32 protein-coding genes are annotated in these 22,872 nt (G+C 35.3%); 14 read left to right on the top strand and 18 right to left on the bottom strand.

What is annotated here, in order from left to right; all coding sequences use genetic code 11:
• Positions 1-49: 49 nt before the first annotated feature.
• From E3U55_RS17305 to E3U55_RS07075, 3 genes are read left to right on the top strand one after another with little or no spacing between them, the layout of a single operon-like run.
• Positions 50-205, top strand: coding sequence for a hypothetical protein (locus E3U55_RS17305; protein ID WP_153801914.1), 156 nt, complete (start codon positions 50-52; stop codon positions 203-205).
• A 12-nt stretch (positions 206-217) separates the two neighbouring features.
• On the top strand, positions 218-1,096 hold the full coding sequence (locus E3U55_RS07080; RefSeq protein ID WP_134339736.1) for an aminoglycoside 6-adenylyltransferase: 879 nt from the start codon (positions 218-220) through the stop codon (positions 1,094-1,096).
• A 39-nt stretch (positions 1,097-1,135) separates the two neighbouring features.
• A complete protein-coding gene (locus E3U55_RS07075; RefSeq protein ID WP_134339735.1) occupies positions 1,136-1,606 on the top strand; it encodes a hypothetical protein in 471 nt (156 codons plus the stop codon).
• Between the two features lie 75 nt (positions 1,607-1,681).
• Here the strand turns inward: E3U55_RS07075 and E3U55_RS07070 are convergent, their stop codons facing one another.
• Genes E3U55_RS07070 through E3U55_RS07045 form a run of 6 tightly spaced genes read right to left on the bottom strand, consistent with a single transcriptional unit; the run spans position 1,682 to position 3,504 of the window.
• Positions 1,682-1,900, bottom strand: coding sequence for a spore germination protein (locus E3U55_RS07070; RefSeq protein WP_134339734.1), 219 nt, complete (start codon positions 1,898-1,900; stop codon positions 1,682-1,684).
• 9 nt (positions 1,901-1,909) lie between these two features.
• Positions 1,910-2,269 (bottom strand): spore germination protein GerPE, encoded by a 360-nt coding sequence (locus tag E3U55_RS07065; protein WP_194840839.1) that lies wholly within the window; start codon positions 2,267-2,269, stop codon positions 1,910-1,912.
• 1 nt (position 2,270) lies between these two features.
• Positions 2,271-2,456 (bottom strand): spore gernimation protein GerPD, encoded by a 186-nt coding sequence (locus E3U55_RS07060; RefSeq protein WP_134339732.1) that lies wholly within the window; start codon positions 2,454-2,456, stop codon positions 2,271-2,273.
• Positions 2,446-3,033 (bottom strand): spore germination protein GerPC, encoded by a 588-nt coding sequence (gene gerPC, locus E3U55_RS07055; protein ID WP_134339731.1) that lies wholly within the window; start codon positions 3,031-3,033, stop codon positions 2,446-2,448. Before gerPC ends, E3U55_RS07060 begins: the two co-directional genes overlap by 11 nt.
• Before the next feature lie 38 nt (positions 3,034-3,071).
• Entirely contained in the window at positions 3,072-3,290 is a 219-nt protein-coding gene (locus tag E3U55_RS07050; RefSeq protein WP_134339730.1) for a spore germination protein GerPB, read from the bottom strand.
• Between the two features lie 13 nt (positions 3,291-3,303).
• Complete coding sequence (locus E3U55_RS07045) at positions 3,304-3,504, bottom strand: spore germination protein (RefSeq protein WP_134339729.1); 201 nt, start codon at positions 3,502-3,504, stop codon at positions 3,304-3,306.
• Between the two features lie 104 nt (positions 3,505-3,608).
• Here E3U55_RS07045 and E3U55_RS07040 point away from each other — a divergent pair, with 104 nt between their 5' ends.
• The 4 genes from E3U55_RS07040 to E3U55_RS07025 are packed head-to-tail and all read left to right on the top strand — an operon-like array spanning position 3,609 to position 6,923.
• Positions 3,609-4,766, top strand: coding sequence for a DUF418 domain-containing protein (locus E3U55_RS07040; protein ID WP_134339728.1), 1,158 nt, complete (start codon positions 3,609-3,611; stop codon positions 4,764-4,766).
• Positions 4,767-5,972: a DUF2157 domain-containing protein gene (locus E3U55_RS07035; protein ID WP_134339727.1), complete on the top strand. Its 1,206-nt coding sequence runs from the start codon at positions 4,767-4,769 to the stop codon at positions 5,970-5,972.
• A 2-nt stretch (positions 5,973-5,974) separates the two neighbouring features.
• Positions 5,975-6,505 (top strand): GDYXXLXY domain-containing protein, encoded by a 531-nt coding sequence (locus E3U55_RS07030; protein ID WP_134339726.1) that lies wholly within the window; start codon positions 5,975-5,977, stop codon positions 6,503-6,505.
• 34 nt (positions 6,506-6,539) lie between these two features.
• Complete coding sequence (locus tag E3U55_RS07025; protein WP_134339725.1) at positions 6,540-6,923, top strand: nuclear transport factor 2 family protein; 384 nt, start codon at positions 6,540-6,542, stop codon at positions 6,921-6,923.
• A gap of 76 nt (positions 6,924-6,999) precedes the next feature.
• Here the strand turns inward: E3U55_RS07025 and E3U55_RS07020 are convergent, their stop codons facing one another.
• A complete protein-coding gene (locus tag E3U55_RS07020; RefSeq protein WP_134339724.1) occupies positions 7,000-8,190 on the bottom strand; it encodes an ornithine--oxo-acid transaminase in 1,191 nt (396 codons plus the stop codon).
• A gap of 127 nt (positions 8,191-8,317) precedes the next feature.
• On the opposite strand from E3U55_RS07020, the gene E3U55_RS07015 reads away from it, so the two are divergent.
• Positions 8,318-8,698, top strand: a complete 381-nt coding sequence (locus E3U55_RS07015) for a YisL family protein (protein ID WP_134339723.1) — start codon at positions 8,318-8,320, stop codon at positions 8,696-8,698.
• Between the two features lie 73 nt (positions 8,699-8,771).
• Positions 8,772-10,085 carry an alpha-amylase family glycosyl hydrolase gene (locus E3U55_RS07010; RefSeq protein ID WP_194840838.1) on the top strand — a complete coding sequence of 438 codons (1,314 nt, stop codon included), beginning with the start codon at positions 8,772-8,774 and terminating at the stop codon, positions 10,083-10,085.
• Positions 10,086-10,132: 47 nt separating this feature from the next.
• Here E3U55_RS07010 and E3U55_RS07005 read toward each other — a convergent pair whose 3' ends face one another.
• Complete coding sequence (locus tag E3U55_RS07005) at positions 10,133-10,987, bottom strand: DegV family protein (protein ID WP_134339721.1); 855 nt, start codon at positions 10,985-10,987, stop codon at positions 10,133-10,135.
• Between the two features lie 140 nt (positions 10,988-11,127).
• On the opposite strand from E3U55_RS07005, the gene E3U55_RS07000 reads away from it, so the two are divergent.
• Positions 11,128-11,982 carry a YitT family protein gene (locus E3U55_RS07000; protein WP_134339720.1) on the top strand — a complete coding sequence of 285 codons (855 nt, stop codon included), beginning with the start codon at positions 11,128-11,130 and terminating at the stop codon, positions 11,980-11,982.
• A 281-nt stretch (positions 11,983-12,263) separates the two neighbouring features.
• Positions 12,264-13,160 carry a BsuPI-related putative proteinase inhibitor gene (locus E3U55_RS06995; RefSeq protein WP_194840837.1) on the top strand — a complete coding sequence of 299 codons (897 nt, stop codon included), beginning with the start codon at positions 12,264-12,266 and terminating at the stop codon, positions 13,158-13,160.
• Positions 13,161-13,210: 50 nt separating this feature from the next.
• Here the strand turns inward: E3U55_RS06995 and E3U55_RS06990 are convergent, their stop codons facing one another.
• The 9 genes from E3U55_RS06990 to E3U55_RS06955 form a co-directional block, all read right to left on the bottom strand.
• Entirely contained in the window at positions 13,211-13,474 is a 264-nt protein-coding gene (locus tag E3U55_RS06990; protein WP_134339718.1) for a NifU N-terminal domain-containing protein, read from the bottom strand.
• A gap of 81 nt (positions 13,475-13,555) precedes the next feature.
• Positions 13,556-14,416, bottom strand: a complete 861-nt coding sequence (gene dat / locus E3U55_RS06985; protein ID WP_134339717.1) for a D-amino-acid transaminase — start codon at positions 14,414-14,416, stop codon at positions 13,556-13,558.
• A gap of 89 nt (positions 14,417-14,505) precedes the next feature.
• Complete coding sequence (gene phnE, locus E3U55_RS06980) at positions 14,506-15,303, bottom strand: phosphonate ABC transporter, permease protein PhnE (RefSeq protein ID WP_134339716.1); 798 nt, start codon at positions 15,301-15,303, stop codon at positions 14,506-14,508.
• Positions 15,303-16,112: a phosphonate ABC transporter, permease protein PhnE gene (phnE, locus tag E3U55_RS06975; RefSeq protein ID WP_134339715.1), complete on the bottom strand. Its 810-nt coding sequence runs from the start codon at positions 16,110-16,112 to the stop codon at positions 15,303-15,305. Before phnE (E3U55_RS06975) ends, phnE (E3U55_RS06980) begins: the two co-directional genes overlap by 1 nt.
• Positions 16,096-16,881, bottom strand: a complete 786-nt coding sequence (phnC, locus tag E3U55_RS06970; RefSeq protein WP_134339714.1) for a phosphonate ABC transporter ATP-binding protein — start codon at positions 16,879-16,881, stop codon at positions 16,096-16,098. Before phnC ends, phnE (E3U55_RS06975) begins: the two co-directional genes overlap by 17 nt.
• 83 nt (positions 16,882-16,964) lie before the next feature.
• Positions 16,965-17,879: a phosphate/phosphite/phosphonate ABC transporter substrate-binding protein gene (locus E3U55_RS06965; protein WP_134339713.1), complete on the bottom strand. Its 915-nt coding sequence runs from the start codon at positions 17,877-17,879 to the stop codon at positions 16,965-16,967.
• Between the two features lie 146 nt (positions 17,880-18,025).
• Positions 18,026-18,250, bottom strand: coding sequence for a DUF3813 family protein (locus E3U55_RS06960; RefSeq protein ID WP_134339712.1), 225 nt, complete (start codon positions 18,248-18,250; stop codon positions 18,026-18,028).
• A complete protein-coding gene (locus E3U55_RS17810; protein WP_267195383.1) occupies positions 18,251-18,376 on the bottom strand; it encodes a hypothetical protein in 126 nt (41 codons plus the stop codon).
• Positions 18,377-18,470: 94 nt separating this feature from the next.
• Complete coding sequence (locus E3U55_RS06955) at positions 18,471-19,307, bottom strand: Cof-type HAD-IIB family hydrolase (protein WP_134339711.1); 837 nt, start codon at positions 19,305-19,307, stop codon at positions 18,471-18,473.
• Positions 19,308-19,458: 151 nt separating this feature from the next.
• Between E3U55_RS06955 and E3U55_RS06950 the strand changes: the two genes are divergently transcribed.
• Both E3U55_RS06950 and E3U55_RS06945 read left to right on the top strand, forming a co-directional pair.
• A complete protein-coding gene (locus E3U55_RS06950) occupies positions 19,459-20,223 on the top strand; it encodes an alpha/beta fold hydrolase (protein ID WP_134339710.1) in 765 nt (254 codons plus the stop codon).
• Between the two features lie 139 nt (positions 20,224-20,362).
• Positions 20,363-20,824, top strand: a complete 462-nt coding sequence (locus E3U55_RS06945) for a flavin reductase family protein (RefSeq protein ID WP_134339709.1) — start codon at positions 20,363-20,365, stop codon at positions 20,822-20,824.
• A gap of 434 nt (positions 20,825-21,258) precedes the next feature.
• Here the strand turns inward: E3U55_RS06945 and E3U55_RS06940 are convergent, their stop codons facing one another.
• Positions 21,259-21,879: a flavin reductase family protein gene (locus E3U55_RS06940; protein WP_134339708.1), complete on the bottom strand. Its 621-nt coding sequence runs from the start codon at positions 21,877-21,879 to the stop codon at positions 21,259-21,261.
• A gap of 213 nt (positions 21,880-22,092) precedes the next feature.
• Between E3U55_RS06940 and E3U55_RS06935 the strand changes: the two genes are divergently transcribed.
• Entirely contained in the window at positions 22,093-22,860 is a 768-nt protein-coding gene (locus E3U55_RS06935) for a dioxygenase family protein (RefSeq protein ID WP_228547494.1), read from the top strand.
• The last annotated feature ends 12 nt before the right edge of the window (positions 22,861-22,872 follow it).

Genomic DNA, 22,872 nt, shown 5'->3' with positions numbered 1-22,872 from the left:
ACAATAATTTCTAAATTTTCATACTAAAAGGGAATCGGGAAATTAATTTATGGGCTTTTTATTTTTATTAATTCAATTAGGGATATTCCTGATTGTAGTTAGTACATATCACAATGAAAAGATGTTAAAAAAGATTCATGAACAGAATGAAGAAACAGGACAATTTAATGATGAAAACGAAGTAGTAGCTAAGCTAAATTTATAGGAGTGTAATATAGTGAGAAACGAACAAGAAATGTTTGATTTAATATTAAATGTAGCAAAAGAAGATGAACGAGTAAGAGCAGTTTATATGAATGGGTCGAGAACTAACCCTAATGTCCCAAAAGATATTTTTCAAGATTACGATATTGTGTATGTAGTCGAAGATATCACATCATTTATAAATGATGAAGGTTGGATTAAAATTTTTGGTGACCTGCTCATGGTTCAAGAGCCTGATAAGTTGGACAAAGGAAAAGGGGAAGAGGCTGATTTTACTAAAAGGTACGCCTACCTCATGTTATTTACCGATGGGAACCGAATAGATTTATCACTACAGTCAATTGATTACATGCTTTCTAAAATACATCTTGAACCAGCTATCCCTTTATTGGATAAGAATAATATTTTACCAAAAGTTCCTGACCCAACCGGTGTCGAGTACCATGTTAAAGCACCTACAGAAGGAGAGTATAATAGTGTTACAAATAACTTTTGGTGGTGCTCTCAAAATGTAGCCAAAGGTATCTGGCGAGATGAATTACCCTATGCCAAGTTGATGTTTGAATATACGATGCGTGATGCAGTTGACCAAATGGTGGCATGGTGGATTGGCATGCAACATGATTATCAGCTATCAGTAGGTAAATTAGGTAAATATTTTAAAAATTATTTGCCAAAAGACTACTGGAAAATGTACAAAAATACATACTCTAATGCGGATTATGAACATATGTGGGAATCAATTTTTACTTCAGCAGAATTATTCCGTATATTAGCTCAAGATGTAGCTAAATATCATAACTTTAATTATCCAACTAAAGATGATCACAGTATGACCAAGTATTTAAAGCGCGTCAGAGAATTATCTGGAGATGCTAAAGGGATTTTTTAGTTCGGTAGTGTCAAAATTTTAGGAATGGTGGGATGACCTATGAAAAAATTTCTGTGTGTTTTGTTTCTCCTTATTGTTGTAGCCTGCGATAGTCAAAGTACAGAATCAAATAATCATACCGACTCTTCATTCGAAGTTAATAATCAAACTCTACACGGTGAAGAAGGCAAGTTTGGCATCATTAAAGTTAATGGTGAAGAGAATGAGCCTGAATTTATCGCTGGAACAGTCGGAAGGTTGTACTATTTATATTTTTGGGGAAACGAAGATGGAATGATTGGCAAAGAATATCGTATGGAAGCGACACACCAAGAAACTGGAGAAACAAAAATTTTATATGAAGATATGATTCAACGTCCGTTTAGTGAAACAAATATTGATGCAGATGCAGCTAGTGGAGCGAAGTTTGCATTTAATACTGAGGATGCCGGTTGGTGGACGATTGATATATTTATTGATGATGAACCCTTCTCGAGTTTTATGATTGAAGCTAAAACTTTAGAGTCATAGAGTATGACTGGATTAGGAGGGACCGCCAGTAAATCAAAACTCCCGTCAATCATTAACGGGAGTTTGTTGCTATAATTATGCGTTACCTGCCACGTTTTGGTCGTTCACGTCTGGATCGAACGGGTTTGTTGTGCTGAAAAGCTGATTTGTACAGATGAAATCACCTGTATTTAATGATCCAGCACCAGAATTCGTCTTTGAGGAACTTTTCGGTGCGATATAGAAAGCGTCACCAAAGTTTACAGTTCCTCCGCCGACACTATTTATTTTTAAAGGACCTACAATTGAAGGCATTCTTTTCACCTACTTATTTTTTTGTAAAATACGTTTGTGTCTGACAATGCTAACAGCTTTCCCATGCTTAAATGAACCTACATGAAGTACGGAGCTTCCCGTCAAACCAATTGAATTGATTGAATTAATTCGAATTGGGCTATAATTTTCTCGGTTTACTTGAACAGGGCTTTCTTTTAAAAAATTCGGAAGAGGTTCCTTAATAATTTCTTCGTCATCGGTAATATATTCCTTGTAGAAAACAGGGTTTTCCTTTTGTACAGCACGAGCTATTGAAAAAGGGTAAACTCCCTCACTATCACCTATTTGAATAGTTCCACTAAATTCTAATGAGTTACAAAAAATACTCTTCACACGACTATCTCTCATATTAACCACCTGAGACTGGCCCGAATGGGAAGACATTTTCGAATACGTATGATTCAGGTGGGGTGTCAAAGCGTGAGGCAAGCTGCAGATGCTCAACATCTCCAATAATAAATAAAGATGAAGTTGAAACGCCGTCAACTTCAATATAATTAACATTTAATTCATCATTAAATATATTAACTTTCATCGTAATTCTCCTTAGTGTTGTTCAGATACGTTGTAACGCCTTGTGAAATTTCTTTTTTAATGTGATTAACTAACATGGTTACTTGTTCACGATCTATAATTAAACGATCATCCTGATTCAAGTTTTGAATGTGTTGTTTTATTCGATTTGGTAATTGTTTTCTTAAATCTTGAAACAAAATAACGCGCCATTCGTCTGAAATATTAATGTCATTTTCATTTGAAAAATCATTAATAATTTTGGGGACTTCTTTTCTAATATAAGGTAATAATTGATTATAAATCTGCTGTTCCATAGGAGTTGTTACTGGTTCAGATGATTCTTCAGGTAAATCTAATTGTTCAAAAGGCAAGTCTTTATGAGGAGTTAGACCAATGTTTAGCGTACCTTCGAGTGTCTCAATTTTAAGTTGCTCAAAATTGTACTCAATTTTTTCGACTTGGGATTTAGAAGATTGTTTTTGTGCTTCTGATAGCTCATCAATTTTGTCTTTTAGTTCTTGAATTAATTGCGTTTGCTGGTTAATTTTCTGTTCGAGGTATGCAAGTTGCTGCCAAACGGTATTGGATTGTTCCATAATCAACTCCTCCTTACTTGTAATCTATGAAAAAACGCCTAATTAGTGAAAGGCATAATAGGCATATCAATAATCGGCGATTCTGCTTCACTGACGGGCTCAGCTTCTTCAGCAGGTCCAGTGAAACCACCTGTATTGTATGCATTAGAGACTGATTGAATAGATCCAGAACTTCCAATTTGAAGAACGGAGGAATTGGTGATGGATTCTACTTTCAGAAATTGTATTTGTATTTGCTGATGAATGGTTAAACACACTTAGATCACCTCATTAGTCAATAACATCTCGATCAAAAACAATAGTTTCTGATTGACCGAGTTGAACGTTGATCCCGTTACCAGTATTAAAAGAGCCGCCACCTGCATATGTTTTCGCCGAACTAATGGGTTGAATATAATAGGCATCTCCCACATGGAAAACAGCAGAAGAAGATACACTATTGACTTTAATTGCACCGACAAATCCAGGCATGATATTAACCCCTTTCATCCTAATATATGAGTCCAACAGGTTATTTGTTATAGATAAATTGTTCTGATAATAGTGTTATAATATGTAAAAAGAGAGGTATATATATGGAGCATGGTCAACCTAATCAAAATCGCGTCATAGCAATTGATGCGATCAGAGGAATCGCTTTATTCGGTATTTTAATGGTGAATCTATTATCATTTCATTCACCTCATTTTTTATATGGTGGGAAAGAAGATTTTTATGATAATGGCAGTGTCTTAGCAGTAATTGATATTTTCTTTCAGGCCAGCTTTTATCCCTTATTCTCAATGCTTTTCGGGCTCGGAATGTATATGATGTATGAACGATTACAAGAGAAGGGATTAGAGCAAAAACCTATACTTGTTAGACGCATGGTGATTTTAGCGGTATTTGGACTGGTCCATGGTATTTTTATATGGTATGGGGATATCATGCTCGTCTATGGGATTATTGGTTTAATAAGCTTAGTTTTTATTAATAAGAGCTCCGCATCTCTTAAAAAGTGGGCGTTTGGCTTCTTAATTGTTGTGACAGTAATTATGTCTGCTTTGTCATTCGGGGCTAGAGAGCTCCTTGATACTATTAATCAAGCAAAAATCAATCAATCTTTTACTCATTATCAAGGTGATTTTAGTTCCATCCTGCAACAAAATGTTAATGACTGGGTGTATATGAATAACCCTTTTCAATGGATCATCATATTTTTAAACATTTTACCAATGTTCTTGTTTGGAATGATGATACAAAAACGTGGCTGGGTTAGAGATTTAAGTGACCATCGTAAAGACATTAAAACGTGGTTAATAGGTACTTTTGCTATATTTGTAGTGTTTAAGGTGGGGCCTTACTTATTTGGTATGCCGACTTGGTTAAACAGTGCCCAAGATATGATTGGTGGATCATTTTCTAGCATATTCTATTTTCTGTTATTCTTAGTCCTTATTAACAAAAGGAATGTTTCATTGATCACGCGAATATTATCAAATGTTGGTAGATTATCGTTAACGAACTACATTATGCAATCCTTATTAGGTGTGTTGATATTCTATGGAATAGGATTTAATTTATATGGTAGTTTAACTGCTTTCGAGTTAATTTTGGTCGCGATTTTAATCTTCAGTTTTCAAATGTTATTTAGCTATTGGTATGTTAAATATTTCAGGTACGGACCATTAGAGTGGGTATATCGATCATTAACATATCGTGAAAGGCAACCCATGTTAAAAAAGGGTGATTAGATGAAAAAAACCTGGTTAAAAGAAGAATCAGAGAAATGGGTTAATGATGGGATCATTAATTCTGAACAACGTGAACAAATTATGGGACGTTATCAAGATAAGAATCAAGTCTCGTTAATATTCTTTTTTTCAGCTGTATTAGTTGGTCTGGCATGTTTATCATTTGTAGCGGCTAATTGGCAAGCCATTCCTGAAACCATTCGTATGGCCTTAATCATAGTATTTATGATTAGTTTTTACGCTTTGGGAAGTTGGTTTGAAAATAAAAAGCAATCACCCTATAGTGTCTTTTGCTATGTGATTGCCTTAGCTATTTTCGGTTCAGGAATCTTCTTAACTGGGCAAATGTATCATTACAGTTTGAATAACGTATTCCCTTTTATTGTATGGGGATTAGCTGCCTTATTAATCTATTTAAGTCGCCCGCACCTATTTTTATGGTTTGTGGGAGTAATAATTGTCACGGTTGGTCAAATTTATGGATTATCCAATATGCATAACTTTGATTGGTGGCTATTTAGTTTATTTATGGTTGGTTATGGGTCAGTCATATTTATTAAGCCAAAAATGTCAGCTTCCTGGTTGTTTGCTATAGCATTCTGTATACAAATCTTAGGGTATTCGCTAGATCAGCTGGGTGAATATTATTGGCTCTTTATCTTTACTTTAGTGTTATATACCATTGGTGGGGCGGTTTCGGATGTTAATGTTAGTAGACCATTCCAATGGGTGGCTTTAATTTTTATGTTCATTTTAACAATTGTGGAAGCATTAATGTTTGAGTCCAGCTACTCTCGACCAGATGTAGGTCCGGATTTAATTTTCTATCTAGTTTGGGCTATATTATTTGGTTTAGCAGTCGTACTTACCTTAAGAAAAGATTATCGCATTATTTTACTGCAACTAGTTTTATTTTTACCGATTTTTGTATGGCCTGACTGGACTTCAATGTTAGCTTATATTGTGTTGTATCTGTTTTCTATTGGTAAGTTGTTAGAAGGTTATCATCAATATGACCAGAGAAAAATTCATGTGGGAACAGGTGCCTTTTTAATCAGCACCTTTATCGTTTATATGCAGGTAGCATGGGATTTCCTGGATAAGTCGTTGTTTTTCCTAATCGGCGGAATCATTTTATTTGTTATTGGATTTATTCTAGAGCGTCATCGTAAGGGGTATGTCAGTCAAAAACGAGAGGATGTGTAATCGTGAAGATATTTAAAACGTTAATAACTAAAAGGCTGTTTTTAATTGCGATTGCACTGCAAGTTGTATTTTTATTAACGATGTTCGGTTTAAACTATTTCACAGAACAATTTGGAGATGTGATTCGTTTAGAAACTGAACCTTATGACCCTCGTGATGTTTTCTATGGAGATTATGTTCACCTTAATTATTCAGCAGAATTAATTTCATCTGAGAATTGGTTTGCGTCTGAAGAAGTAAAAGGGAATCAAGTCATTTACGTGCTTTTGAAACCAGATAATCGAGGTATTTATAAAGTAAAAGCTGCTTCAGATAAACAAATCGATCCACAGGAGTATGAAGTAGTCATTAGAGCAAGGTATAGGTATAAAGATTTTAACAACAAGCATCGAGTCGACTATGGATTAAATCGGTATTATATCGAAGAGGGTACAGGCGAGCGGTTTGATACGATGAATGAAAAAATGTTAGTTACCATAGCCTTATCACCATGGGGGCAAAAGAAGATATTAAACGTCGAAGAAATGGATTAGAAAATATAACTTAATCACAGAAAGGGTGAACGCAATGAACAAGGGAAATCTATCTAATAAAGAAAGAGCAAGTTCATTTCTCAAACTCGTCGCATCTGGTGAAGTAAAAGAAGCATTTAGTGAATATGTAAGCAAAGAAGTTATTCACCATAATCCTTATTTTAGTGCAGATGCTAATTCACTTATGAAGGCGATGGAAGAAGATGCTTCGATGAATCCAGATAAGTCACTTGAAATCAAACATACTATTGAAGAGAACGATATGGTAGTTGTTCATTCACATATGAAACAAAATGCTGAGGACATGGGTTATGCTCTTGTTCATATGTTTCGTTTTGACGACAAACAGATTATTGAATTATGGGATGTTGGTCAAGAAGTGCCTGAAAATTCTCCTAACGAGAACGGGGTATTTTAACTTTAAAATTTGATGAAAATTATGTGATAAAAAAGGGATTCTCATTAAATCGAGAATCCCTTTTGTTGATATAGAATTATAATACTTCTTTAATTTTTTCAATCGCCCAAGCTAAGTCCTCTTTGTCAATAACAAGTGGAGGTGCGAAACGAATCACATTTTCATGTGTTTCTTTACATAGTAAACCTTTTTGTTTTAGTTCTTCACAGTATGAACGAGCTGGCTCAGTTAATTCAACCCCTATAAATAATCCTTTACCACGAACTTCTTTAATCTTAGGGCTATCAATCGATTTTAACTCGTTTAACATGTAGTCGCCTAATTCCTTAGAACGTTCAGCTAATTTTTCGTCTTCTAATACTTCAAGAGCTGCAACAGAAACGGCACAAGCTAGTGGGTTACCACCGAATGTTGAACCGTGTGAACCTGGATTGAAGACGCCTAGAATATCCTCGTTAGCTACCACACAAGAAATAGGGAAGACCCCTCCTCCAAGTGCTTTACCAAGGATTAATACATCCGGATCAACATTTTCCCAGTCACAAGCGAACATTTTACCTGTACGAGCCAGACCAGCCTGGATTTCATCAGCCATGAATAATACATTATTTTGTGCACATACATCATAAGCTTCTTTTAAGAAACCTTCTGGAGGCATAACAATCCCAGCTTCACCTTGAATCGGTTCAAATAAGAAACCAGCCGTGTTTTCAGTGATGGCTTCTTTAAGTGCATCTACATCACCGTATGGAATGACTTTAATTCCAGGAAGTAATGGTCCAAACCCACGTTGGTTATCTTCTTCAGAAGATAGAGAAACTGCTGTCATCGTACGGCCATGGAAGTTTCCTTCACAAGCGATGATTTCAGCTTTACCATCTTCAACACCTTTGACATCATATGCCCAACGACGTGCTGCTTTAACCGCTGTCTCAACAGCTTCAGCACCTGTATTCATTGGTAATGCCATTTCTTTATTTGTTAACTTACAGATCTTTTCATACCAAGGACCAAGTTGGTCATTGTGGAATGCACGTGATGTTAGTGTCACGCGACCAGCTTGTTCATTAAGAGCCTGAATAATTTTCGGGTGACGGTGCCCCTGATTAACTGCTGAATAAGCACTTAACATATCTAGGTAACGATTGCCTTCAGGGTCTTCTACCCAAATACCTTCAGCTTTCGATACGACAATTGGCAAAGGTACATAGTTTCTTGCACCGTATTTGTCTGTTTGTTGCATGATTGATTGACTTGAATTCGACATGATATCCCTCCATTATGTAATCGCTAACAACCATTATACAGTTTTATTTACATTGTTTCAAAGTTGTCAACATTTTAACACACAGGCTTGGTAAAAAATGATAGGATATAGACAAGGAGGAATGATGATGTTATATAATACTCATTTTCACATTACCACTTGGGTAATCGGAATAATTTTATTTTTAGTTGTTTTATCATTAATAAAAAAATCAAATCAAAAAGCTGCAAAAATCACACATATGGTATTACGTTTATTCTATGTATTAATTTTAGTGTCTGGTGCGCTACTGTACTTTAATAATTATATCAATGCGGGTGGTAGCCTTTTTGCAGAGGCAATCATTAAATCAGTATCTGGTGTATGGTTAATTGCAGCAATGGAAATGATTCTAGTAAAAGTGAAAAAAAGTAAGTCAACATTCGCAGGATGGCTTCAATTCGTGATTATGATCATTTTAGTCATTTCCTTAGGGTTTGGGCGTTTACAATTAGGTATTCTTCCATAGAAAATTTTAAAAGTCCCTGATCAGGGGCTTTTTGTATGTATAAGAAAGTTTTTATGAAAGTGAGATGAACATCATGAAACTAAAAATCATTGGGCTGACGCTATTATTTTATATGTTAGTACCATTTCTAGTTCAAGCAGAGCAAAACAAAAATGTTTATTATTATATTCTCGTCGACCGATTTGAGAGCGGGGAACAGCAAGATCAAGCTGATGTAGATGTAGACGACCCAACCGCTTATCACGGCGGGGATTATAAAGGAATAGAAAACAGAATAGATCATCTAAAGACATTAGGGGTTACACATGTAATTTTATCTCCTGTATTTCAATCTGAGAATTACACAGGATTTAATGTAACTTCATATGAGGAATTAGAAAAAACTTTCGGAACACAATCTGATTTAGAGGGTTTAATAAATCAATTAAAAGAAAATGATATAGAAGTTATACTACATTTTCCTTTAAATACTGATTTAGCAGAACAAGAATTAGTGGATTACATGACGAGATGGTCAAACAAATTGGATATTGGTGGGTATTATTTCTCTAACACTAATCAATTTTCAACTGATTTTTGGGAGCGCGTTTCTGAAGAAGTAGACGGTCTCAAAATTGGAGAGGCAAAAGATAATTCAGAAGAATTATTGGAGGATGGATTTCACCAAGTCCTTAAGCGCGATAATATGAACGAGCTAGTAGATTTCTTTAAACATTATGACCAACCCATAGACCCATTGATGAATGTTATGAATTTGAAGAATGACAAAATTATTAATGCTATGGATTTGTATGATACAGATCGTTTCACTCATATTTTTTCAGAAACAGGAAGTCATCCTATTACTCATTGGAAATTAGCCATTACTTTTCTAATGACTACTAATAATCATCCATTATTCTATCATGGGTCAGAAATACCACTTGATGGCGTGAAAAGTGATAATACACATCATCTAATGGTGAATTTTTTAGCTGGTGAAGATCAGCTGATTAAACATATTGAAAAAATATCAAATGCTTATGATAATTTACCTGCATTAGCTCAGGGTGATATGGAGATATTGCATGCGGATGATAGCTATTTAGTGTTTAAGAAAACTTATCAAGATGAAACAAACATTGTAGCCATAAACAACAGTTCTACTTTGCAAAGAGTAGATATTGATTTACCTGCAGGCAAAGAGCTTCGGGGTATTCTTAAGAACGATTTGATTCGTGAAAATAGCGATGGATCTTATTCTGTAGCGGTAGAGCGTGAAGCTTCAAACATTTATATGGTTCAAGAAAATACTGGTATTAATTTGCCATTAGTATTGGTCTTTGGTGGAGTGATGTCAGTCTTTATTGTTTTTGCTATATTAATGTATAGAAAAAATAGAAGATAAAAATAAAAAGCTGTATAAAAGGGTATAACCCTCTTATACAGCTATTTTCAACTCTGATTGAAGAAGAATAGGGCAATGGTTCCAGGACCCGCATGCGCACCTATAGCAGAACCAATTGGGGAAACAATAACTTGTTTCGGGTTAATTTCTTCTTGAATTAATTCTTTTAATTTGTTTGCATTTTCCTCATCATCACCGTGCGTGATTGCAATAGTTTGTTCATTTAAATTCTCACCACGTTCGTTCATGAGGTCAACCATACGCCTTAGGACTTTCTTTGCTCCGCGGATTTTTTCCAGTGGAATCAACTTACCATCTTCAACATGAAGCAATGGTTTGATTTTAAGCAAGCTTCCTACGAATGCTTGAGTTCGGCTAACTCGTCCACCGCGATGTAAGTATTCTAAATCATCAACAGTAAAAATATGCTCAATGTTATTAACATAGTGATTAGTCATATCAAGGATATCTTGTACGTCGCCACCACGGTTAGCAAGTTCAGCTGCATGATAAGCAATTAGGCCGCATCCTAAAGATGCTGCTTTTGTATCGATACAATAAAGATCAGCATCTGGGTAATCTTCAGCAATTTGTTCTTTGGCAATGATGGCACTTTGGTATGTACCAGATAATTCTGATGAAAAAGCCATATAGATTACAGCTCGATTCTGTTCAACGTGTTTTTTAAAAATCTTATAAAAAGATTCTGGAGTAGCTTGAGCTGTTTTCGGGCTTTTACCAGCTCTCATAGCATTATATACGGTTTTAGGTTCAATGGATTCCCCATCAAGGTAATCTTCACCATCAAGGTGAACAAGTAACGGAACGGAATCTATTTGATATTGTTCTTGGATGTCTTTAGGTAAATCTGAGGCTGAATCGATTACAATTTGAACATTCATGAATTTCCTCCTAAAATTAAAAGTATAGTATGATGTTATGTAAGAAGTTGTTTATAATTTGTCTTAATTTTAAGTGTTTTCTTTATTTAAGTTTATATGTCAATGATTGAAACGTCAATGGATTCTTCAGGGGGTAAGCTATGTTTATATTTGAAGTAAAACGATTTATTATAGTTGTAGTAGGAGCCATATTTAACGCATTTGCATTAAACTTTTTCTTAATTGAAGCGAACGTTTATGCGAGTGGGTTCACTGGGGTAGCCCAAATGACCTCAAGTATTTTCCAGGATTTTTTAGAAATCGATTTAAGTACTGGTATTTTACTATTCTTATTAAACATACCCGTTGCCATATTGGGGTGGTTTAAGGTTGGTAAAGGTTTTACGGTTTATAGCGCAATTTCAGTTGCGGTTACAACGTTTTTCCTTGAAACTATACCGCTTATGAATTTAGCGGATGATATTTTACTTAATGCAGCATTTGGTGGAATTTTAGCCGGAGTCGGTGTAGGAATCACGCTTAAATGGGGTGCTTCTACCGGTGGTATGGATATTATTGCTATGGTATTATCGCGTTTAAAAGATCGACCTATTGGGATTTATTTTTTAGTTTTAAATAGTGTTATCATTTTCCTTGCTGGTTGGCTCTATGAACCAGAAAAGGCACTTTATACATTAGTGACTTTATATGTTACGACTCGTGTGATTGACGCGATTCACACACGTCACGAGAAGTTAACCGCAATGATTATTACGACAAAAGGTAATGCGCTAACAAAAGCTATTCACTCTAGAATGGTACGTGGAATCACAAGTGTTCCTGCGAAAGGTGCTTTCAGTAATGAACCAAGAGAGATGTTAATGATTGTTATTACACGATATGAATTATATGATCTTCAACAAATTGTAAAAGATGTAGATCCAAATGCCTTCACCAATATCGTACAAACGACTGGTATTTTCGGTTTCTTTAGAAAAGATGATGAAAAGGTGTAACCTTTAGAAAATAGATAGCGACTATTTAAGTAAAGATGCTGTTAGAGCTAAGTGTTGATAAGGTACAGTAATTGATTAGAGAGAAATATCATCTAAAAGCGAAAGGTGGCGACTCCTGCGGGAAAAGCACGAGTCTCGAGACCCCACAGGCAGTGCATTTCTGCCGAGGAGGCTCGAGCCGTGCCCGCGGAAAGCGTCCGCCTGTAGCGATTCGTAGAATCAACAACAAGCTTTAACTTAGCTTACTTAAAAGAAACTTTTACTAAATGGAGGGGGCAATTATGTTAAAGAAAGCAGGATTTTTACTACTATTTTTTGTAGTTTTAGTAGGTTGCGGTACTGCTGATCAATCTGAAGAAGAAGCTTCTCAAGGTAACCAAGGAACAGGAGAGTCAACTGAGGAGGAAGAGCAGATGAATGAAGAAGAATCTTCTAATCAAGAGTTACAATCCATAATTGACCAATTAAGCTTTAAGACGGGTGTAACGACTGAAAATAATCAAGCTGTATTTAATATGGCTCTAAAAAATAAGAGTGACCAAGAAATAGAACTTTCTTTTAGTTCAGGACAGCAATATGAAATAATCGTGACTGACCCAGATAACGATGAAGTCGTTTATAAATTTTCTGAAGATATGATGTTTACCGAAGCAATTGAAAACAAAACGTTTGATTCTAATCAGACGATTGAATGGGAACAAACTTGGGACTATCAGAATGGTCGAAAACGTGTTGAAGCTAAAGAATATAATGTAAAGGTAGAATTGCTGCCAATGGCCATTAACCAACAAAATCTGGACAAAACACCTTTTGTTAAAGAAACGTCAATGGAAGTGCCTAAGTCAGATGAAGCATCAACTCAAGCAACGGATGAAGAAGTGTTTAGAAATATTGAAGTTCAAGGTAAGAATGGTCAATATACAGTTACTGGAGAAGCAAGAGTCTTTGAAGGAGTATTCCATTACACGGTAGAAGATGGTCATTTTGTGTATGTGGAGGAACAGACCGTTCAAACTGATGGAGCCCCAAGTTGGGGAGAGTTTGAAATTGAAGTTAACATTGATGAAGAAAAATTGCCTGCCAATGGCGTATTATCAATCGTTTTCTACACATATGATGCAAAAAGTGGGAAACAAGCTCACCACTACCAAATGACATTAGACAATTTTAATAATTAAGGTATACACAATAAAAAGCATCTCGTCCACTGACGAGATGCTTTTTAAAATTAATAACCGTGATCTTCAAATACTTTTTCAACCTTAGGAATGAGTTGATCCCACTCTGCATCAAAAGTTTTGTTAACAGTGATGAAGTTGTGATAACCAAATACATTATCAACGCCTTCATGTTTCATTAAATCATTTAAAATAGCATGTTCACTCGTTTCACCTTGCATAACTGAAATACTATCATCACCTTCAAAAATAACATGATCAACAGTAAATTTCATTGCATTTGGGTTAGGAGTTGCTTCCGCAATTACACTCATTTATATCCCTCCCTAGTATTCTCTATATAATATTAGCACGAATTTAACCTGTAAAAAAGAATTGTGTACAAATGTATCAAATTATTTGGTTAATTGTTGAATTTTGTGATGCTCAAAAAATGCATTCAATAGTTGCTTAGCAATTGGTCCAGGTTTTCCATTCCCAATTACAGTCTCATCTATTTGAGTAACTGGTATGACTTCTGATGTTGTAGAGGATATAAACACTTCATCAGCTTCTTTAAGCTCTGCTACGGTGAAAACCTTCTCGTTAAATGGTAAGTCCAGTTGTTTGGCTAAATATTTAATATATAGCCTTGTTATACCATTTAGAATAAAATTGTTCGCTGGGTGAGTTTGTATCACTCCGTCGTTAACGATAAATACATTGGTTGAACTACCTTCAGTAACATGGTTATAATCTCTATAAAAAATTGCCTCGGAGGCTCCAATATCTAAAGCATGTTGTTTAGCCATGACATTACCTAAAAGATTTAAACTTTTAATATCACATCTGTGCCAACGAATGTCCTGATAAAGAGTTGCTTGAATGCCATTCTCCTGTTTATCAAGCGGTCTTGAAGTAGGAATTGGATAAGCAATAACAGTTGGCTTGGACTCCTTAGGGAATGGGTGAGATCGGGCAGCAATTCCACGAGAAATTTGAATATAAATGCCGCCATTATTCACTTCGTTTTTCTTAAGGAGCTCTAATAATAATTCTTTTAATTGTTGATGATTAATATCATACTTAATTTTAGCTTCGTTTAAGCTATATTCTAATCGCTTAAGATGGTCATCAAATAAGAAGAATTCGCCATCATAAACGCGAATAACCTCATAAACACCATCTCCAAATTGATTCGCACGGTCTTCAATATCAATTAAGCATTCTTTTCGATCAACAAATCGATCATGAAATAATACAATCACAGTCGTCATCCTCTCGTTTCCGGTTATATCAATAGTATATGGTAAAAATCACAATGTAAATAAAAAAAGAGTTGCTAATTCAGCAACTCTTAAATTCATTATACTAAACGTTTTCTGATTTTTGTAGAAGCAAAGTCAATAACTGAGACAACAACAATAATACCTAACAGGATTAGACCTAATTGTTCCCAGTTTCTGTTTGCAGCTGCAATAACAATTAATGTACCAATACCACCCGCACCAACTAAACCTAGGATAGTCGAGGCACGAATATCGATTTCGAAACGATATAATGCGAATGATAGAAATTCAGGAAGTACTTGTGGAAAGATTGCATAAAATAGAATCTGCATCTTATTAGCACCATTTGCTTCCATTGCTTCAACGACTTTCATATCGATACTCTCAATAATTTCAGCGTATAGCTTACCTAACATACCAAAGGCTGTTAAACCAATAGTTAATACACCGGCGAAAGGACCAGGGCCAATTGTAATGACAAATAGTATCGCTAAAATAAGCTCTGGGAAAGTACGGTCCAGGATTAAAACCCATTTACCTAATGTGTTCCAAATAGGTGATTTCACCATGTTCTTTGCAGCCCAAAAACCGAAAGGAACAGCTAAAATGGCTGCTATTAGTGTCCCGGCATAAGCAATAAAAACAGTTTCAATAATATATTCCCAAACTTTTTCAGTTTGTGACCAATCTGGGTTAAATAATTTAGGAATAACACGGTTGAATTTTTCACCTAAATTATTGAATATAGACCAATCTGATCGGTCATAAACGCCTTTAAAGGCCCAAACATATATAACTGCAAGTATTACAAAAATACTCCAATTACGGACTCTTTTTTTCTTTTCATGTGGTTTTGGTGGTAGTATTTGAGCCATTATACAACTCTCCTTCTCAGCATGTTACTAACTGTTTCAATTAGAATAACAGCTACTAATAAAACAATTAGAATTGCCATGACGTTTTGGTATTTTAAGAAGTTTAATTGTGTATCAATAATTGATCCAATTCCACCAGCACCAACGAAACCTAAAACTAATGAAGCACGTACGTTTAATTCAAATACATACAAACCGTATGAAATGAATTGAGGTAATACTTGAGGAACAACGCCATACCAAATTACTTGGAAAATGTTTCCTCCAGTTGATCGAATGGCATCCAGCTGTCTAGTATCAATTGTTTCAATTGTTTCACTCAATAATTTAGCTAATAAACCTAAAGAGAAGATGGTTAATGCTAAAATACCTGGAATAATACCAATACCAAACAAACTAACAAAAATTGTTGCTAATAAGATGTCTGGGATTGTACGTAGAATATTTAAAATTGAACGTGTAGTTTGATAGACAAACTTATTTGTAACAATTGTATTAGCTGCCATTAAACTGGCCGGAATACAAATTAAGATAGAAAAAGTTGTCGCAACAACTGCAATTTGAACCGTTTCTATTAATGGATCAATTGCCACAGGTATATAATCCCAATTAGGAGGGAACATCGTCATTAATTTGTTAATAATGACAGGAAAATCAAATAATAATCTTAGAAAATCTGATCCAGTTTCATTTAAACTGTAGAAGTAAAATAAAATAACGATCAAAAATACAAATGATATTTGAAGTTTTAGTTTTCGCGGATAAAGTGAATAGACATTTGAATGTTGTTGATTATTCTTCTCCGTCATCAGAGTCACTTCCTCTTAAGTCGTCCTCTCGAATTGGACGGTTATAAATTTGTTCAAATGTTTTCTCATTTACTTCACTCACTGGTCCATCGAAGACAACCTCACCATCTCGCATACCAATAATTCGATCAGCATACTCCATAGCCATATCGATAAAGTGTAAGTTTACAATCGTTGTAATATTGTCTTCTTGATTAACTTTCTTTAAGTATTGCATAACCTGGTGTGATGTAGGTGGGTCAAGACTTGCAACCGGCTCGTCCGCTAGAATTAATTTAGGGTCCTGAGTTAGTACTCGAGCGATACTAACACGTTGCTGTTGACCACCACTTAGTTGATCTGCACGTTGATATATGTATTCTTCAATATTTACACGTTTAAGATTTTCATAGGCTCTTAGTTTATCTTGTTTAGAATATAAGTTAAAAATACTTCTTAAAGTTCCTGTATGACCTAGTCGACCACTAATTGTATTTTTGAAAACACTAGAACGGTTTACTAGATTATAGTTTTGGAAAATCATTCCCACTTTTGTTCGAAGTTTTCTTAAACCTTTTCCTTTTAAATCAAGAACGTTTTCATCTTCAACATAAAGTTCACCTTCAGTTGGGCTTACCATTCTGTTGATACTTCTAATAAAAGTAGATTTTCCAGCTCCTGATAAACCAACAATAACAACAAATTCGCCTTCATTAATCGTCACATTAACATTTTTTAAACCTGGTGTTCCATTAGGATAAACTAATGATAAATCTTTAAAAGTAATCATCGTGGACTTCCTTTCTTGTTTAAAAAATAGGGAGAGATGGTAGTCTCTCCCTATCCAAAGCTATTCATATAATAATTATTAGATTACTCGTCTAAAACACTTTCGTCTAATTCTAGTTTTTCGTAAGTTTCTTTAACTACGTCAAAATCAGACTTGTCTGCTTCAATAATTGCATCCCAGTTATAAACTTCATTCATGATTTTAATCATTTCTTCGTCATCGTTGAAGCTTAAGAATGCTTCTTTGATATCTTGAACTAATTCATCATCTAGTGTTCCTGGTACAGTAATTGTGTCATTTGGAATTTCTTTAGTTGTACCAATTACTTTTAATTCATCCATAATGTTAGGATAATCTTCTACCATTGTTTCACGGACATCATCAAATGTAGTTGCAATATCAGCTTGACCTTCTAGTACAGCAGCTGCTGATGCATCGTGTCCACCAGAGCTAACTGAATCCTTGAAGAATTCTTTTTGTAACTCAGTTGTAGATTCTAGGTCGTACATTTCCATTAACTGTGCAGCTGGGAATAGGTAACCTGATGTTGAAGAAGCGTCACCGTAAGCCCAAATCATATCTGAAGCATGTTCTTCTAAATCTTCTAATTTATTAACTGGTGAGTCAGCACGTACTAGATATTGTGCAACGTATGTAGCGCTACCATGACGTTCAGACTTTAAAATTGGCTCAACATCGTATTTGCTGTCAGCAAGTACGAAACCGAATGCAGGAATGAAACCGATATGAGCAGTTCCAGCTCCTAAACCTTCAACTAATGCACTATAACTAGTCATTGTTTCAGCTTTAACTTCTTTACCTAAAATTTCCCCTAATTCTTTAGCAAGTGGTTCAGCTGTTTCCGCAATTTTGTCCGAATCCTGAGACGGTACAAATCCCATGATTAGTGTGTCTGGATTAGCTTTGTCTCCACTAGATCCACAAGCTGCTAGAAGCATAAGAGAAGCAGCCATCATTAGCACTAAAAGTTTTTTCAATGTAATTCCCCCTTAATAATTTTGAAACAATTTTATTATAAATGAATGAGAGAGATTAGTACAACATAATTTTATAAAAAATACACACATTTACACTATTTTTACAAAAAATGCGACACAGAGTGACCTGTGTCGCTAAAGTTGGGTTATTTCAATTTGTTTTGATTTATTTTTTGCTCAAATTGCCTTATTTCATCTTGATCTTCAGGGGAGCTTTGTTCGTAAGCTGATTGAATGCTTTGTTGTACACTTTTAATGCTGTCATCATCTATATTCTCTTGTGCTTGATGGCTTTGCTTCGCTTTTTTATTGTTCATATTTGTTAAGCGCTGCATGGTTTGTTTGGCTTGCTTGAGAAAGTTATTCTCCATTTAGAATCCTCCTCGTGTATGACGATCGGCTTCTGCTTTTTTACGTTTTTTGTCTGTGAACTGTTCTTGCTTAATTGAAGCTGTTTTATTTTTTCTTTTCCTGCTGTAGATCGGTTGCGATTTCATTAAAAATCCTCCTCACCACTATTAAAGAAAAAAACTGAACACATTTTGATGTGCTCAGGTATATTTTGCGCAGAAAGATGAAAAATATAATTAATTATTCTTTAGTTAATATTGGAGTAGGAATATTTAAATATTCTTCAATAAACTGTGCCACACCATCTTCATGGTTGGTGATAGTGGTTTCATTCGCTAAAGATTTTAGTTCTGGGATACCGTTACCCATAGCAACCCCAGTGCCAGCGAATTCAATCATTTCTAAGTCGTTATCTTCATCACCAAAAGCGATAATTCGACTTTGAGGGATATCATACTCTCTGGCTATTTTTTGTAAACCAATTGCTTTGTGTAATCCAGATTTGATAATTTCAATAACATGAAAAGGCGCACCCCATTTACGATGGTCAACGACTGAAGCATGCTGATCATCTAAAGCTTGTCGAATCTGTGTAACACTTTCTTCATAAGGGTGAATTAATAGCGATGATGGATCTCCAGTTAATGTTTGGTTAAGATCACCAATAGTTGCAGGATGTTCTAATCCTTCCAGGAAAAATTGGTTAAAAATATGTTCAGTATTTTTTGTAATAAATACCTGATCTCTAATTTCTGCCATAATATTTTGTACACCAACTTGGTTAGATGTATCAATAATTTCTAATGCAGACTCTCTAGGTAATGGAGAATGCATATGGTCCCAATTCTTATTTCTGGGGTGATGGATCAAAGCACCATTCATATTAACAATTGGAGTATCTAACTCAAGTTGGGAATAGAATTGTTTACTCACACGATAAGGTCGGCCAGTAGCAATGACGACAACATGTCCTTGCTCTTTAGCAGCCTTAAGTGTTTGTACCGTTCGTTTTGAAATTATTTTATCATTATTTAAAAGCGTACCATCTAAATCTAATGCGATTAGATGTCTTTGCATAGTATTCACCTCGTTCAATCCCCATATAATTTTTTCTAATTAAAACATTTTACCATAATCCAGTTCAACTGTCATATACACGATGAATAAATTGAAAGGAGTTTATCTATCATTTATTATAGTAATAAAGTGTTTTGAGAGGGGATACATAATGATTGTTATAGATCATACTAAAGTTAAACATATACCTGTGTTAACAGTTGTAGATGAAGAAAAGATAAATCAACCTCTACCTGTATTAATTTATTTTCATGGATTCACAAGTTCTAAAGAACAGGATTTGGCACAAGCCTATTTATTAGCAGAGAAAGGTTATCGTGTCCTTTTACCTGATAGTATGCATCACGGTGAGCGTATGACTACGCACGACCCTAATAAAATCCAATTTGATTTTTGGAAAATTGTTATACAAAATATAGAAGACTTACAAAACATTTATTTATATTTGAAAGAAAATGACTTGGCATTAGACGATCGAATAGGCATCGCTGGTACTAGTATGGGAGGCATTACAGTAGCAGCAGCACTTACCAGGTTCGATTGGATTAAAGCAGCTGGAATCATGATGGGGTCAGCTAAAATAAGCGAAATGGCAGAGTATTTGCTTAAAGGTATTGAACATCAGGGAATAGAGCTCCCACTAAGTAAAGAAGAAATAGAGCAGCAAATGGAATCACTAAAGACCATTGATTTATCAACTCAATTAGAAAGGTTGAACCACCGTCCAATCTTTATTTGGCATGGTGAGAGCGATCAAGTTGTCCCATATCAACATTCAACTTCTTTTGTAGATCTATTAAAAACATCACAATATCCAGAAGAACTCTATCAATTTATTTCAGAACCGAATCGAGATCATAAAGTCAGTAGAGAGGCGAAATATGCTTTAAGAGACTGGCTATTAACTCATCTTTAATAAGAACGATAAATAGACCCTTGTCCATGAAGCAAGGGTTCTTAAGTACCTTTAACTGGTTTTTATTTGATGACATGTTCTTTAAGATTAAAAGATAGAATGGGATATGAGCTATTTTTTGTTACAAGGGGGAGATTTCATGGATTCTAAAGAACTTCGTAATTGTTTAGGTCGATTTGCAACAGGTGTCACAGTGGTTACATGTGAAGATGGAGAAGAATGCCATGGGTTAACAGCTAACTCATTTACGTCAGTCTCACTAGACCCACCATTAGTTTTGGTATCAATAGACCGTAAAACTAGAGCTTATCAAAAACTTAAAAATAATCGTTTTATTGTTAATATCTTATCTATAGACCAGGAAGAGACAGCTATGCATTTTGCTGGAAAGCCCTGTGAGGAGTTACCATTTAAATGGGAGAAGTCCGATTACGGCCATCGTATAGAAAATTCGTTAGCCTACATTGAATGCGATCCTTGGGCCGAGTATGATGGTGGTGATCACGTTCTATTCCTAGGAGAGGTTAAGAATTTTGAGTATCAAGAAGGTGAGCCATTAGGTTATTTCTGTGGTAAGTTTTCAAGGATTGAAGAGAAATAGTATTAGTAAATTGTTAACTAGCTCTCACGTTTATGCGTGAGAGTTTTTTGATAGGGATTTGTAAAAGCTTAATGTTGATAAAGGTTAGAAGATGATAGGTAGGATTTATTCACGAAAAGCGAAAGGCGGCGACTCCTGGTCGACTAAAAGCGGCCACGTCCTGCGCCTGCGGTTACTCGGCGCAAAATAACGCAAAGAAGTAAAGCAAGTAGCTTTTGTGGCCAACGTCGACACTTGACCATCCAGGTCTTCGCGGGAACAGCACGAGCCGAAAATCACGGGGGAGTTACCTGCGTCTTCCAAGAATGCTTCGAAGTAGGCTTCCTCGGTGCAAAGGTGCAATGAAGATTATTCATTGATGTTCCTTCGTTGAGGCCGTGCCCGCGGAAAGCGTCCGCCTGTAGCGATTCGTAGAATCAATAACTTAAACTCAATTAATCACCTTTAGTCGGTCGTTCCAGATAGATGGTTTCACCTAACTCAGCGTAATTCGGTCCAGCTAGTCGAGCGATGGGGTTAAGGTTTTCGGCGTTAATTTTACCATCTTCACAAATTTGTTCATCGATGTGGTACCGAATGACTTTACCTAAAAATAAGTCATTATTATAATTTCCATCCTCACCTAAAGGAATATGTTGAAATAACTGACATTCCAACCTAACTTTAGATTCTTTTACCCCGGGTACTTTGATTAAATCACTATCCACTGTATTCAGTCCAACTCGTTCAATTTCACTCACATCTTCGGAATAGGGAGCAGATGTCTGATTCATTTGCTCTAATAAATTCATATCCAGAATGTGAACGACAAATTCTTTGCCAGAAAGAATGTTTTTCGCAGTATGCTTCTTAATTTCACCTTTTACTCGTCCTACAGATAATACAATCAACGGTGGTGTGCCTGAGACCATGTTAAAAAAACTAAATGGAGCAGCATTTAAGATTCCTTTTTCATTTAGAGAAGTAACGAAAGCAATCGGTCTTGGAATGACACTCCCACTAAGTAACTTATAGTTTTCCTTACCAGATAAATCATTAGGATTAATAGACTTCATTAAATCACCTCTAAATTAAAGCTTAGCATAATTCTATTATTTTCTAATTTATGATGCTTCAAACCTCTTTATTTTCATCAAAATATCGGTCATATAACTGAAATCTATTAATAATATATTAGTAGCTCTTGTACAAGCATGAATGATTCCAAATCGAACTATGATGATCTATCAAAAATTGATGATGAAGACATTGAAGAGGAGGAAACGAATTTGAGTAATACACAATATGAACATCGAGTCAGTGACACTTATAAATTATTTACGACTCATCTAAAAAACTTCTTGGCTGAAGCAAATCCAACCCGTGAAGAGTTCATGGAATTTGTAAAATGGGCCGATCAACTAGGTCGAAGCGGTGAAATTCCATTATTTATGAATGTATTCATTGAATCATCTGTTTTAAAAAACATCTATACCAATCACCCAGGTACCCAGCCCTCATTACTAGGTTCTTATTATATTCAAGGAGCCCCTATCTTAGCCAAGCCTTACCAACTACCAATGCGTGTAGATGAAAAAGGGGAAAAATTGAAATTCTCAGGTTATGTACGAGATGTTAATGGCACCCCTTTAAAAAATACTTTAGTTGATATGTGGCAATGTGATACTAATGGATGCTATTCATCATTTAATTCAGATGCACCTCCTTATAATTTGAGAGGTCGTTTTTATACGGATGAACATGGGTTCTTCGAGGTTGAATCGGTTGTTCCTGTCCCGTATCAGGTTGCTACAGATGGACCAACTAACCAATTTATAAAAAAGATTGACCACCAAACATATCGCCCCGCTCATTTGCATTTTATGTTAAAGAAAAAAGGATACGAGACATTAATTACACAGGTGTTTTTTGAAGGGGATGAGTGGTTACAATCAGATGTAGCAGATGGTGTGAGACCGTCACTTATTACGCAGTTAAACGATCAAGGTGATTATAAAGAAGCTACATTAAACTTTGTTATGCGCGACTTAAATTAATGTAAGTATCGA

This window comes from Filobacillus milosensis, from assembly GCF_004402015.1.
GTDB lineage: Bacteria > Bacillota > Bacilli > Bacillales > Alkalibacillaceae > Filobacillus > Filobacillus milosensis.
This window is presented reverse-complemented; position numbering and strand designations above follow the sequence as displayed.

Coding starts and splice junctions, on each gene's coding strand:
- E3U55_RS17305 (WP_153801914.1), top strand. CDS start 50: ATGGGCTTTTTATTTTTATTAATTCAATTAGGGATATTCCTGATTGTA.
- E3U55_RS07075 (WP_134339735.1), top strand. CDS start 1,136: ATGAAAAAATTTCTGTGTGTTTTGTTTCTCCTTATTGTTGTAGCCTGC.
- E3U55_RS07070 (WP_134339734.1), bottom strand. CDS start 1,900: ATGCCTTCAATTGTAGGTCCTTTAAAAATAAATAGTGTCGGCGGAGGA.
- E3U55_RS07065 (WP_194840839.1), bottom strand. CDS start 2,269: ATGAGAGATAGTCGTGTGAAGAGTATTTTTTGTAACTCATTAGAATTT.
- E3U55_RS07060 (WP_134339732.1), bottom strand. CDS start 2,456: ATGAAAGTTAATATATTTAATGATGAATTAAATGTTAATTATATTGAA.
- gerPC (WP_134339731.1), bottom strand. CDS start 3,033: ATGGAACAATCCAATACCGTTTGGCAGCAACTTGCATACCTCGAACAG.
- E3U55_RS07045 (WP_134339729.1), bottom strand. CDS start 3,504: ATGCCTGGATTTGTCGGTGCAATTAAAGTCAATAGTGTATCTTCTTCT.
- E3U55_RS07040 (WP_134339728.1), top strand. CDS start 3,609: ATGGAGCATGGTCAACCTAATCAAAATCGCGTCATAGCAATTGATGCG.
- E3U55_RS07035 (WP_134339727.1), top strand. CDS start 4,767: ATGAAAAAAACCTGGTTAAAAGAAGAATCAGAGAAATGGGTTAATGAT.
- E3U55_RS07025 (WP_134339725.1), top strand. CDS start 6,540: ATGAACAAGGGAAATCTATCTAATAAAGAAAGAGCAAGTTCATTTCTC.
- E3U55_RS07020 (WP_134339724.1), bottom strand. CDS start 8,190: ATGTCGAATTCAAGTCAATCAATCATGCAACAAACAGACAAATACGGT.
- E3U55_RS07015 (WP_134339723.1), top strand. CDS start 8,318: ATGTTATATAATACTCATTTTCACATTACCACTTGGGTAATCGGAATA.
- E3U55_RS07010 (WP_194840838.1), top strand. CDS start 8,772: ATGAAACTAAAAATCATTGGGCTGACGCTATTATTTTATATGTTAGTA.
- E3U55_RS07005 (WP_134339721.1), bottom strand. CDS start 10,987: ATGAATGTTCAAATTGTAATCGATTCAGCCTCAGATTTACCTAAAGAC.
- E3U55_RS07000 (WP_134339720.1), top strand. CDS start 11,128: ATGTTTATATTTGAAGTAAAACGATTTATTATAGTTGTAGTAGGAGCC.
- E3U55_RS06995 (WP_194840837.1), top strand. CDS start 12,264: ATGTTAAAGAAAGCAGGATTTTTACTACTATTTTTTGTAGTTTTAGTA.
- E3U55_RS06990 (WP_134339718.1), bottom strand. CDS start 13,474: ATGAGTGTAATTGCGGAAGCAACTCCTAACCCAAATGCAATGAAATTT.
- dat (WP_134339717.1), bottom strand. CDS start 14,416: ATGACGACTGTGATTGTATTATTTCATGATCGATTTGTTGATCGAAAA.
- phnE (WP_134339716.1), bottom strand. CDS start 15,303: ATGGCTCAAATACTACCACCAAAACCACATGAAAAGAAAAAAAGAGTC.
- phnE (WP_134339715.1), bottom strand. CDS start 16,112: ATGACGGAGAAGAATAATCAACAACATTCAAATGTCTATTCACTTTAT.
- phnC (WP_134339714.1), bottom strand. CDS start 16,881: ATGATTACTTTTAAAGATTTATCATTAGTTTATCCTAATGGAACACCA.
- E3U55_RS06960 (WP_134339712.1), bottom strand. CDS start 18,250: ATGGAGAATAACTTTCTCAAGCAAGCCAAACAAACCATGCAGCGCTTA.
- E3U55_RS17810 (WP_267195383.1), bottom strand. CDS start 18,376: ATGAAATCGCAACCGATCTACAGCAGGAAAAGAAAAAATAAAACAGCT.
- E3U55_RS06955 (WP_134339711.1), bottom strand. CDS start 19,307: ATGCAAAGACATCTAATCGCATTAGATTTAGATGGTACGCTTTTAAAT.
- E3U55_RS06950 (WP_134339710.1), top strand. CDS start 19,459: ATGATTGTTATAGATCATACTAAAGTTAAACATATACCTGTGTTAACA.
- E3U55_RS06945 (WP_134339709.1), top strand. CDS start 20,363: ATGGATTCTAAAGAACTTCGTAATTGTTTAGGTCGATTTGCAACAGGT.
- E3U55_RS06940 (WP_134339708.1), bottom strand. CDS start 21,879: ATGAAGTCTATTAATCCTAATGATTTATCTGGTAAGGAAAACTATAAG.